Here is an 11,572-nt window from a genome sequence, read left to right on the forward strand (position 1 = left end):
ATGGGGATTGAAGAAAAGATGGATATAAGGATACCGGATGATGTCTTCGGTGATAAATCTGTTGATGAACTAACTGTAGGGATTTTTGTGGATATGTTGTATGATTGGTTTAAGAGTAAGTAATGGACTTTGGATATGATGATTGGGAAGAGGGGCTAGAAACCCCTCTTGTCGATGATTGCGATGACGATTATAACGAGGAGGACGAGTATGATTTCGGCTAAAGAACTAAGGATAGGGGATCTTGTAAAAGACAAGGCTGGCAATATATGGAGAGTAGGGTGCGTTACTGGTATTCGTAATGAAAGTAAGTCATTGGTCCTTGAACGTGAGGTTGATGACGGGATAATGAAATGGTATTCCGGGGAAGATGATGTCATGCCTATTGAGATAAATGATAATATACTTGATACTATCTATTTCAAGCGTGATAAGGGGCGGGATGTATATCGAGGCTACGGAATATCTATAGAGATTTTTGATGATGGGTATTATCTTAGCCTTAGGAATCTGGAAGACGATCTAAGCGATCCTATTCAGATTAAGAATCTTCACCATCTACAAAACCTGTTAATGGATTTATACGGACATGACATAAACATAGATAAGCTTTATGGTAATACCGGAGAATAATTTGTTATGTAAGGTCATAGACGGGAAGAAGGTCCTCGCCGCCTCATACTCCCAGATAGATACGTTCGTCCAATGTCCATACAAATGGTATAAGACTTACGTGGAGGGTCATAGGTCCACGGAAAAGCACGAGGCTACGTCATATGGTACGGTTATCCACCAGACAATGGAGTATTTCTTCAAGAACGGATGCAGGCCTTCTTATGAGGATATGAGCAAGGCATTCAACTACTACGCTGATATAGAGAAGATACCTTTTGATAGCGTAAAATCCCAAATCGAGTCCATGCAACATGCGGCTAGACTAATAAGATGGATTGTAGGATTGTTTGAGAAGGATGCTGCTGGCAATTATAAGAAGGTATGGTCCGATCTTACACCAATGGAGAAGGTAATCCGGGGGTCGAGACCGGCCGGCGTGGAGGAGGATTTCGTCTTGCCCTATAAGCTGCCCAAGCCCCTTACTTTGGATGGTGTTACGTACGATAAGGTACATATCATAGGATCAGTAGACTGGAGAGGTGAGTATAAGACAAAAGACAGAACAGCTATGTATACGATAGACTGGAAGTCTGGGAGAAAATTATTCGATAAGGATAAATTGCTTCACAATCTCCAGCATCCGATATACGCCTTTTACATATACAGGAAGTATAAGGTATTACCGGATATGTGTAGCTATTTCTTTACCCGCATGCTGGACAATCAAAACGTGAAGGTAGATAAGGAAAAAGTGGAGAGATCGGTCAAGGAACTTAACGATATTCTCCTTGATATGTATGATTTCGAGACAAATAAAATAGATAGCTATCAAGCTCACGTTTGGAACGACGCCAAGCAAGGGTATAAGTACGAGACACGCTACCTCACGGGACGCCAGCCGGCCTGCCTTGAACCACGCCCCAAACCCTTGTGTTTTTGGTGTGATTTCTCGACCCACAAGCAAGGGACATGCAGATACTCATCAGATTGGGACGAGTCTAAAAGAAAGAATAAAAAAGATTAACTTCATTAAAAAGCCTAGGTAAATATCTAGGCTTTAATTATATTTGCAATACAAAAAGATCAGATCATGGAAGAGAAAGATGTATTAAATTTATTAATGTCGAGAAAAGATATCAGAAAATTGGTAAAGAAATCGAATGAATGTTATTCTAAAATGGATTTCGTGGAAGCCATGAAATACCGGAAACAGATAAAGGATATTATTGACAAGGAGTCCAGGATCATGCTAACAAGAAGCGAGTCGCTTATTGAGCTAATGAACGGCTCTGGCGATGAGTATAAGTTCAAGATGTTGGTATGGCTACATTCCATGATGTGCATGACGGATGTATTTAACGGGATATTGGAGGATTTCAAGGATGGGGTAAGGAAAGCCAATGGCAACTCTAAGTTCGTTAAGTTCGATAATCTGGATAGATTGATGACAGAATGTAAGAAAGAGATTGATTACCTGATGAAAGGCACAAGTAAATCATTCCAGATATCTTTTGCCGTAAGGAGCGATGAGATGAGGGAGATGATAGAGAATATGGTTGGGAATAATATCCGGGAAGGGTACGACATGTTCAAGGAAGAGGCTGAGATGGTGAATGAGACAGACAGGAGTAAGATAGAGGAATTTAATAAAAAACTTGACCATGATCAAATGTAATATAAAGCTAGGCGATATAGTCCATACCCAGATAGGAACAGGAGAGGTGATAGCCATAAGCAAGACCAAGGAAACTTTAATGGTGAAAATGGACGATGGTCGGGAGTGTGCGATAAGATTAGAGTACGTGAAAGACGTTTTTGATAACTACAGATCCAAGTGATTTACAAATTAAGACCATATCAAGAGGAATGCGTTAAAAGTATCTCCGATTACATAAACTCTGATAGGCATGATCCAGTGTTAGTCATCGGACCGGTAGGTTGCGGTAAATCGATCCTCATAGCAGAAGCGGCAAGATTGATGGGAGATAAGACGCTGGTTCTCCAGCCGTCTCGCGAATTACTAATACAAAACTACTGCAAGCTTACATCATATGGCATACCGGCGACCATCTACTCCGCCTCCTGTGGCAAGAAAGAGCTATCTAACATGATATACGCCACGTTAGGGTCTATCAAGAAGGTTGTTGGTCAGCTTAAGGAGATGGGAATCAGAAATGTATTGATAGATGAGGCTCATGCCGGATATAGTCCTGAAGACGGCAGTGAGTTCATGACATTCATGAATGAGCTGAAGCCGAGAAAGGTGATAGGGTTTACAGCCACGCCATGTAGACTTAAAAACATGTCGATAGGACAGACATCATATTCCCAACTTAATTTCATCACTCGTATGAGACCGGTATATTTCAAGAACCTGATTCACGTGATACAGGTAGAGGAGATGATAAGGCAAGAATTTTGGACACCTCTTAAATATGAGACATGGGATTTCAATGGAGATGCCCTTAAACTCAATTCTAACGGCTCCGAATATACGGCTGAGTCTATTAGTGAGGCGGTGAGAAAAAATGGCTTAAACAACCTTATTTTACGTCGGTTGATGGTATTAAAAGACATCTGTAGATCTATACTGGTGTTTATGGATTCTGTTGAGAGCTGCAATACGGCCGCCGAATGGATAAACGCCAAGATATGTGCTGGCATGGCGGAGGTGGTTCACGGAGGCACGCCAAAGAAGCAGCGGGAGGCTATAGTTGAGAGGTTCAAGTCAGGTGGGACGCAGGTGGTGTTCAACTATTCCGCCCTTGGGACGGGATTCGATCATCCCGGACTGGACTGTGTGGTATTCGGCAGACCTACGTTCTCGTTCTCTACATGGTACCAAGCCATTGGTAGAGCCGTGAGAATCAAGGATGGGAAGGATAGTGCGATGGTAGTTGACTGCTGCAATAATTCTTCCAGATTCGGCGATATACGAGGTCTTAGTATAGAGAACTACAAGGGATATGGATGGGGAATGTTTGTCAATGACAACCTAATCACCAATATCCCGATGGGGGATATGGTAACGAAAACGGATTTGGATATCAAAGCCGCCAAGAAAGACCGAAGGAGAGGGCTGGCGCAGGGCGTAACCGCCGCCCCTGTTCCCGGGAGACCGGATCATCCCCTTGGCTCTACGTTAATGGCATTCGGCAAGTATTGTGGATGGATGTTGCATTCAATTCCGGTATCGTACTTCAAATTCATAAACGAGACATTTGATTGGGATAACGGTCGAAACAAGGAGATAAAAGAGTACATAGATTTTTTAATTAAAAACAATAGATTATAAATATGGGTATAGATGGGATAAAAAATATTGGTGTTCTAATTACGATAAATGGCGTAGATATATTAAAAAAATTAAATCAAATCATTGCATGATGATGGTATTAGCGTCAGCCCAAATAGATAATATCTTATCTAAGAAGGAAGATGGTGATCATGATAATGACGATGATAAAAATATTATCATGGGTCGTATCAGTGTGATAGAATATGAATTGAAACAAATAAAAAAATTATTATGATTGGGTGTATATATCATGAGGCTGATCTTGACGGAGTAATGTCAGCGGCTATAGTGAAAAAGTATTTCAAAGGGGACATTGATCTTCTTCCTTACAATTACGGCAAGGAAATACCTGACGTGAATAAATATGATAAGGTATTTGTAGTTGACGTGTCATTTGGGAGCAGAACGAGATTCCTTTTCGATGAGTGGAAAGAGAAAGGTATAGATGTCGTATGGATAGACCATCATAAGACAGCCATAGACGATATGAGGGATTACGAGGTAAAGGGCAAGAGGCGTATAGGGGCGGCGGCCTGTGAGCTTACGTGGGAATATCTTTTCGATGACATCAAAACTCCTAATGTGGTAGAATTATTGAGTGCTTATGATGTATGGGATCACGACCGGTTCGAGTGGAGTGATGTCATGGCGTTCCAGTACGGGATGAGGGGATATTGCGGTCTTGATGTAAACATTGTTAAGGATGTACTAGATAAAGCCGATAGCAACTTAGTGAATGATATGATAAATAACGGGGAGGCTATAATAGAGTATATAGTAGAGAAAAACAGAGGGGAGATGAATATGTTCTCATTCGAGGCTGATGTATTTGGGTACAAGGCTATATGTATGAATACCACGGAGTTTAACTCTACTACATTTGAATCTATGTATAACCCTAAGAGACATGATCTGATGATGCCATTTTGCTGGAACGGAAGATTCTTTAGATGTTCATTCTATACCACCAAAGAGGAGGTGGATGTCTCGGCGCTGGCACATAAAGCCTATCCCGGGGGAGGAGGTCATAAGGCGGCGGCAGGCTTCCAGCTTAGCGCAGAGGATATGATGGAGTTTTTGAAAACAAGGAAAATGTTATGATTGGATTAGGATCTACCTTTATAATAATGGCGTGTTCTATCTATTTGATAGTAGAAGGAAATGAAAAGAATGATTCGACTAAATTTTATGAAGGGATAATAGCAATGATCTTATCTATCTTTTTGATGTGTTTAGTAATACAAAATATAAAAAATACAGAAAGTATGGGGGAAATATACAAATTCAAGAGACTTAACGAAATGAAGCTAGACGATTACGGCTTCGGTTTGTTCGAGTACAATGGTGCTCTTTATTTCAAGGAGGCAGATGAAGGGAAATGCTTTGATGTAAGGAGCGGGAATGAGGTTATTATCGGGAAAGATAAGATTATAATGACTTTGGAGGATTAATATGAGGAAACTTGACAACACCAACAGGACGAGAAAGAAAAACGTACGACACTCGTGGGTAAGGGCAGGGCCGGGGATCCAACGCTGCGCTATTTGCGGGATTACGAAGCAAAGCGAGTGGAGGGACGGGAAGACATCGCATTGCGTATATCTATCATCTGGTGAGCTTTATTCCATAACAGGTGAGACACCGGAATGTAGGGATCTTAGCGAATTTTATTAATCTAAAACATGAAAATATGACATGGTATGATACTTACGAGGAAATAAAGACCAAATATCCGGATACTGTTTTTGAGGAATATTGGTTAACGAAAGATGATGCTGATAAACTAAGGAATCATGAATCAGTTAAAAAGGGATGGGTTACAATTGAAAATAATCCTGATACAAGCGGTTTTATTATATCTAGTGACAAATGTGTTATCAATGGCTTTAAAGCAGAAAAGAATGATGGGGATGAGCGAAGCATATTGCTGCATATTGGAATACTGTCTCCTTTTAATGATGATCCAGTAATAATAATAAAACAAAAAGAAATTTAAAATGAAAGAGGAATTTGGTAAATACGAAAAGGTTGTTTATGACGGTGAGGTATTTGAGGTACTTGAAACCGCCGATCGTACAGGAATGATGAAATTAGGCCCATTATTTAAAGCATCATATGAATATGCTTGGGCTGACGAGGAAATGGTTGTATCATTAAACAGGGCTATTAAATTAAGGATTATTGATGAGGAAACGGTCGATAAGCTTACAGATTATAGCTCTATCGGCGAGGGTCTATGTAATACCAATGAGTGGGAAGCGACAGACGCACCGTTCGTCGGGAAGGACGGCAGCGGGAAGAACGACCGGGCCGACGGCAAACTCCGGTGGGACCTCCTTCCTTTGGCTGAGATAGAAGACATCGTGAGGGTATATACAGAAGGTGCCAAGAAGTATGCTGATAACTCATGGCAAGATATACCTGATGGGTTCAATCGTTATCTAGGTGCACTCATGAGACACTTGGTCGCTTATACGAAAGGGGAGAGATATGATAAGGAGGGATTCATGCATCTATCCGCCGTATGCTGGAACGCTATAGCATTATTATATTACGATAAACATAACAAAGGGCTTATAGAATGGAAGAGTCAGGAGAAAGAGTAGTAGATGAGAGATTAAGAGCTATCAATAAAAAAACCGGTAAATACGTTGATTTAATCAAGCGCACTATTTATGATGATACTCCATTTCCGATAGTTAAGTATCTCAATTATAGTTATGATGAATTGAATTATGATTATGTAAGGTATCTGAATTTTGATATAGACATAAATTGGGAGCAGCGCAGATATCAAATCGTGAAAGATTTATTATCTAACGATTTTGATGGAAGGAAAATAGGTATGGATGAGATAGATAATGCTATATTTACAGCGGATTTAATTATTAATAGATTAAAAACTGTTTAAAATGGTAAGAACCGATTTTTTCACGAAGAAAGACGCTGAGTACAGCGATTACATGCGATATATTATCGCCAACACGTTACAGGAGTATGAGGGTGAGGTTACGTTGAACCAGATCCCGGAGAACAAGGCTACGGAGGAGGAGATATCCAGATACGGTATTGAGGTATACCCTACTATCATCGTCAGCGGTGATAATATGGATGGTTTCGAGAAGCTTGAAGGGATGACCAGAAAGGCTGATCTTATCAACGTCATGTCTATGTACGATAAAAAATAAGCTCATGACGATTGAGGATAAATATCTTGGCTGGAAGGATCTGTTCTTCGACCGGTTTGTTCATTGTTATGACGACATAGATCAACCGCCGGGGAGTAACATCCCTCTGGCCAAAATAAACTTCGATAACAATACGGGATATGTGGAGGACGGGACTATTAATATAGCCGAGCTTCTTCAATATCTTCGGATACACAATAAGGTGTATGGGCATGACTATAATCCTCTAGAGATATTCTTTGTCTTACAGACACTGGAAAGACTAGTAGAAGGAGCTAAAGAGATATTTAAGGATCAACCAGGAGTGCAGGATATGCCTACTTACAAAGGTTTCTTCATAAGGGATGATTTCTCTAGGGGTAAAGATTATGCTCTTGATCTGGATAAGATCGTAAGCGGCATGGGAGGATGGTATGGCGAGGATGAGGATCCTTGTTATTCGATGTTCGTCAGCCAAGACCAGATATGGAACTTGAACCCGATATTGAAGGTATTAGCTGATGAGGGATCGCCATTAGCTAAGAAGCTTGGGTATGAGATAAACTCATATGTAAGTGATAATGGATATACGATATACAACCCATACCTTTCATGGATCAATCATTACTATCATTATTGCCCGACATTTAACGAGGATAAATTAAAGCCTTGGGATAGGGTAGAGGATAGGAAAAATAAGTTCAAGATGACGGATAAGGTTAAGAGAGGCGCCAATAACTGGTACTATTCAGGCGGAACTATATCTTGTGTGGATAACTTCATGGGGAAAAGATACAGAAAGAACCTGCGAACCTTTATCTATCGTGGAATAGTATTCTTCCTTGACCGGATATGGCATACGCCTTTATTTGAGAAGATGGGTGTGAAAATGAAATACAACGCTTATTACTGTTATGCCGCTACCTCCGGTATTTGGTACAATAAAGGATTCAAGAAAAGGCTAGCCAAGAGATTTAACGAGTCTTTACGTGGCGGAGGGGATCTGTTCGGGGCTAACCTAGCCTGCATGGTCTGTGACCGGCGGGATATCGATTGGGAAGCGCTTCGTCTTTGGCTTGACAAGTATGACGAGCCTACTGATAAGGGTATGGTGAATAGCCCTATCCAATTTATGTATTTATATTTATATTACGCTTTTAACAAATAACTTGAAATGAAGAAGATAAATGACTGGGTTATAAGGACATTTGGGTTGAGAGGTTCATGGAGCTGGGCTAAGAAGCAGATGTTAAATGGAGCGATCATTAAACGTAAGGCTACTATAGGGACATATAAAATAGCTATTGATAATGACAAGAATAGGTTACTTGTAGCTACATGGGATCATCTAGATCAAAGTCCTGTATGGGAAAGGTGTCCGCATAGTTTATTAGATGAAGATGCGGTTGATTATTTTGTCACAGCTCATAAGGAATTATCATATGGGGGCATAAAGATCAGGATGAAAGATGAATTTAATTGTATCGATAAAATATTGAAAGCATGAAAAAGATTACCGATAAAGACGTAGAGGCTCTTAAAGCCGGGAAGAAGGTGACAAAAGGCTTTATCCATATGCAGTTGGATGATAAGGGGAGATTGAACATGTGGGCTGATATCAATATAACTGACAAATATAGGGACTTTGAAATAGACGCTAGCAAATTGTTTGATCATGGGATTCTTACTGAAGAATATGATAAACTTAGAATTATAAACATACATTAGCAAGGTAGAAGAATATGAGAAGAAGGATGATAGGCGGTCAAACCGCTTCAAACGGTATATATATCTTACACACCAATGGCAAGTTATATACTAGTGATGAATGGAATTATTCGTGGAGAAACGACGCCGTAGGAGTGGCGTTGATAAGCGACAACAGCAGCTTCGTTATTTCAGGTATTGAGCTTAAGAATCAAAGCTGGTCTAATACGACTGGATTGATCCAAGGAGTAACTACAATAACATCAAGTAATGAAGCAAAAAAAGATTTTAATGGATTTCAAAACACACAAAGTATCGCGGAATATACGCATGCTAGTGCCGCTTATGAATGTACTGTTACTCAATTCAAGAACGGGCAAATGGGATATCTGGCATCAGTGGGAGAATGGATGGAGATCATAAATAATTTAGATGAGATTAACAGATGCATGTCTCTTATCGATGGATTATATATAGACGAAGGCGCTACAAGTTATTGGACTAGCACTCAATATAATTATGAGAAAGCATGGTTAGCGACTTATAACGGGAATGAGTTTTATCCAAATGATGAGAGAAAGAGAGTTTCCTTCTATGCTATTAGAGTAATATCACAATTAAAGTGATTATATACCTAAACGATAAATAATATGAAAGTATTATCATTATTTGACGGGATATCATGTGGGTATCTAGCGTTACGGAGGGCCGGCATACCTATAGATACTTATTACGCCTCGGAGATAGACAAGACATGCATAAAGGTAAGTCAAAAACATTTTCCGAATATCATCCAGTTAGGGGATGTCAATAACTGGAGAACATGGGATATCCCTTGGAAAGACATAGATCTGGTCATGGGAGGGTTCTGTTGCCAGAGCTTCTCTAGCTCAGGTAAGGGTAAAGGATTCATGGACGCTCGTGGAAGGCTTTTCTTTTGCTTCTCGGACATCGTAAAGCATTTAAGGAAGGAGACCAAAGGTAAGGTCCTGTTCTTGGGCGAGAACGTCCGGATGCGGGATGAGCATCGCCGAGTGATAACGGAGGAGCTGGGCGTAGAGCCGGTGGAGATCGATAGCGCCTTGGTCTCGGCACAGACCCGGCATCGTCTTTATTGGTGTAATTGGCCGGTAGAAATGCCGAAAGACAAACATATATCGTTGGATGATATTTTAGAGCATGACAAGGGCTGGAATCCGGGAGCCATAAGAGGAATATATATAGGAGTCATTGTCGGTAGAAGGATAGGAGAGGACGGACATCGAAAGGATTATGACAAGAACGTGAAAATAACGCAATGTCTGGAAGTAAGAAAAGACAAGAATACTACCTCTATTAAGAAAAGTAATTGCCTTACAACAGTCATGAAAGATAACGTGATATCATCATTACCGCCCGGAAGATATCCTAATGCCTTTGACATGAAAGATAAGTTCAGATACCTGACTCCTGTGGAGATGTGTAGGCTACAGACATTGCCGGATGATTACCTTGATGGGATAGCCCCGAATACGGCCATGTCTTTAGCGGGAAACGGATGGACAGTGGATGTGATAGCCCATTTGCCAAGAAGCATCGAACGTAAGCAAATAAATGATATTGTAAAGGAATTTCGCAAAATTACTGATAAGCTTATGTTCGGATCATCAGAAACGGGTACTAATGTGACATGTGATAAACATGAGCAAAATGAAGCCATACGGAAGAGTCAAAACAGTTAAGGGGTCTTCATGGAAAAAGGATATACATCCACCAAAAGGACACAAGAATTGGTGGGAGGATATATGTGATCCTATATCTAGAAGTATTATGAAATTAAATTTCAAAAAGGAAATAAACAATCAAATTTGGTATGAGCAAAAGCAGGGAAATGATTAAACAGGAATTAAATTTATCAGATCAAGAATATAACTTTCTTGAAAAATATCAATCTATGAAATTATCACAGAGGTTTGGTAATGTTTTCGATAGATTAAAAAATGATAAGTCTAAAGCAATTTACACTCATGATGGGTCAATGCAGTTGTTTTATATACAAGGTAAAAGAGTAGATAAAGAAGAATGGGATAAACTTCATAGATCATGATAATTACTAAAAAATGGTCAATGCCAAATAAAGAGACATTCAGCATAAGACCGATAAGGGAACTTATAGATAAATATCGAGAAGAGGGGATGGTTATAGTGGATCCATTCGCCAGAAACAGCGATATAGGGACGATCACCAACGATCTTGATCCTGAGACTAAGGCTATGTATCATAAAGACGCCACGGACTTCTTGTGTCATCTTGATGATAATATAGCTGATATGGTATTATATGATCCACCATATTCCACGAGACAGGTGTCCGAGTCATATAAAAGGCTTGGAGGTGCTGTTAATATGCAAACAACGCAATCCAGCTACTGGGCTAGGCAGAAGAAGGAGATAGCTAGGATCACCAAGAAGGGCGGGGTGGTCATTACCTGCGCGTGGAACTCCGGCGGTATAGGGGCAGGGCTTGGTTTCGAGCAGCAGGAGATTCTTCTAGTGGCTCATGGGGGATGGCATAATGATACGATAGTTACAGTAGAAAGGAAAATGAAATTATGAAGGAAAGAATATTCACCACAAAAGAACAGGGGAGGATGCTGGTCGAGGCCGGCCTCCCTATCTCCACCGCCATCGGCTTCAGAGACAAGTACCTTGACTCATTGCATTCTATGGAGGATGACGCTGGTCGTATAGGGTTGATCGAGGCTGTTACCCCGGATATATCCAATCCTGTTTGGGATGTAGGGAC

18 protein-coding genes are annotated in these 11,572 nt (G+C 40.4%); all 18 read left to right on the forward strand.

Annotation, left to right across the window (positions count from 1 at the left end; genetic code table 11):
• Positions 1-210 precede the first annotated feature (210 nt).
• The gene (locus ACFFUV_RS22835; RefSeq protein ID WP_390198063.1) at positions 211-633 is read left to right on the forward strand and encodes a hypothetical protein; all 423 of its coding nucleotides are present in this window, start codon (positions 211-213) and stop codon (positions 631-633) included.
• Positions 614-1,639: a PD-(D/E)XK nuclease family protein gene (locus ACFFUV_RS22840; RefSeq protein ID WP_390198067.1), complete on the forward strand. Its 1,026-nt coding sequence runs from the start codon at positions 614-616 to the stop codon at positions 1,637-1,639. The genes ACFFUV_RS22835 and ACFFUV_RS22840 overlap by 20 nt, the downstream gene beginning before the upstream one ends.
• A gap of 66 nt (positions 1,640-1,705) precedes the next feature.
• Positions 1,706-2,290 carry a hypothetical protein gene (locus ACFFUV_RS22845; RefSeq protein WP_390198069.1) on the forward strand — a complete coding sequence of 195 codons (585 nt, stop codon included), beginning with the start codon at positions 1,706-1,708 and terminating at the stop codon, positions 2,288-2,290.
• Positions 2,291-2,449: 159 nt separating this feature from the next.
• Positions 2,450-3,910: a DEAD/DEAH box helicase gene (locus ACFFUV_RS22850; protein ID WP_390198072.1), complete on the forward strand. Its 1,461-nt coding sequence runs from the start codon at positions 2,450-2,452 to the stop codon at positions 3,908-3,910.
• Positions 3,911-4,144: 234 nt separating this feature from the next.
• Positions 4,145-5,014: a DHH family phosphoesterase gene (locus ACFFUV_RS22855; RefSeq protein ID WP_390198075.1), complete on the forward strand. Its 870-nt coding sequence runs from the start codon at positions 4,145-4,147 to the stop codon at positions 5,012-5,014.
• Positions 5,011-5,364 (forward strand): hypothetical protein, encoded by a 354-nt coding sequence (locus ACFFUV_RS22860; RefSeq protein WP_390198078.1) that lies wholly within the window; start codon positions 5,011-5,013, stop codon positions 5,362-5,364. Before ACFFUV_RS22855 ends, ACFFUV_RS22860 begins: the two co-directional genes overlap by 4 nt.
• Before the next feature lie 239 nt (positions 5,365-5,603).
• The gene (locus tag ACFFUV_RS22865; RefSeq protein WP_390198081.1) at positions 5,604-5,909 is read left to right on the forward strand and encodes a hypothetical protein; all 306 of its coding nucleotides are present in this window, start codon (positions 5,604-5,606) and stop codon (positions 5,907-5,909) included.
• A 1-nt stretch (position 5,910) separates the two neighbouring features.
• Positions 5,911-6,519 carry a dATP/dGTP diphosphohydrolase domain-containing protein gene (locus tag ACFFUV_RS22870; RefSeq protein WP_390198084.1) on the forward strand — a complete coding sequence of 203 codons (609 nt, stop codon included), beginning with the start codon at positions 5,911-5,913 and terminating at the stop codon, positions 6,517-6,519.
• Positions 6,495-6,824 (forward strand): hypothetical protein, encoded by a 330-nt coding sequence (locus tag ACFFUV_RS22875; protein WP_390198087.1) that lies wholly within the window; start codon positions 6,495-6,497, stop codon positions 6,822-6,824. Before ACFFUV_RS22870 ends, ACFFUV_RS22875 begins: the two co-directional genes overlap by 25 nt.
• A 1-nt stretch (position 6,825) precedes the next feature.
• Positions 6,826-7,101, forward strand: coding sequence for a hypothetical protein (locus ACFFUV_RS22880; protein WP_390198090.1), 276 nt, complete (start codon positions 6,826-6,828; stop codon positions 7,099-7,101).
• A 4-nt stretch (positions 7,102-7,105) separates the two neighbouring features.
• Complete coding sequence (locus ACFFUV_RS22885) at positions 7,106-8,248, forward strand: hypothetical protein (RefSeq protein ID WP_390198093.1); 1,143 nt, start codon at positions 7,106-7,108, stop codon at positions 8,246-8,248.
• Between the two features lie 6 nt (positions 8,249-8,254).
• On the forward strand, positions 8,255-8,587 hold the full coding sequence (locus tag ACFFUV_RS22890) for a hypothetical protein (RefSeq protein WP_390198096.1): 333 nt from the start codon (positions 8,255-8,257) through the stop codon (positions 8,585-8,587).
• The gene (locus tag ACFFUV_RS22895; RefSeq protein WP_390198099.1) at positions 8,584-8,808 is read left to right on the forward strand and encodes a hypothetical protein; all 225 of its coding nucleotides are present in this window, start codon (positions 8,584-8,586) and stop codon (positions 8,806-8,808) included. Before ACFFUV_RS22890 ends, ACFFUV_RS22895 begins: the two co-directional genes overlap by 4 nt.
• Positions 8,809-8,822: 14 nt before the next feature.
• Complete coding sequence (locus ACFFUV_RS22900) at positions 8,823-9,413, forward strand: hypothetical protein (RefSeq protein ID WP_390198101.1); 591 nt, start codon at positions 8,823-8,825, stop codon at positions 9,411-9,413.
• A 24-nt stretch (positions 9,414-9,437) separates the two neighbouring features.
• Positions 9,438-10,508: a DNA cytosine methyltransferase gene (locus ACFFUV_RS22905; protein ID WP_390198104.1), complete on the forward strand. Its 1,071-nt coding sequence runs from the start codon at positions 9,438-9,440 to the stop codon at positions 10,506-10,508.
• A gap of 149 nt (positions 10,509-10,657) precedes the next feature.
• Positions 10,658-10,873 carry a hypothetical protein gene (locus ACFFUV_RS22910; protein ID WP_390198107.1) on the forward strand — a complete coding sequence of 72 codons (216 nt, stop codon included), beginning with the start codon at positions 10,658-10,660 and terminating at the stop codon, positions 10,871-10,873.
• Between the two features lie 20 nt (positions 10,874-10,893).
• Positions 10,894-11,382 carry a hypothetical protein gene (locus ACFFUV_RS22915; RefSeq protein ID WP_390198110.1) on the forward strand — a complete coding sequence of 163 codons (489 nt, stop codon included), beginning with the start codon at positions 10,894-10,896 and terminating at the stop codon, positions 11,380-11,382.
• On the forward strand, positions 11,379-11,572 hold a 194-nt coding region (locus tag ACFFUV_RS22920; protein ID WP_390198113.1), incomplete at its 3' end, for a hypothetical protein. The genes ACFFUV_RS22915 and ACFFUV_RS22920, both read left to right, overlap by 4 nt.

Origin of the sequence: Vibrio olivae, assembly GCF_042428525.1 — a bacterium.
Lineage (GTDB): Bacteria > Pseudomonadota > Gammaproteobacteria > Enterobacterales > Vibrionaceae > Vibrio > Vibrio olivae.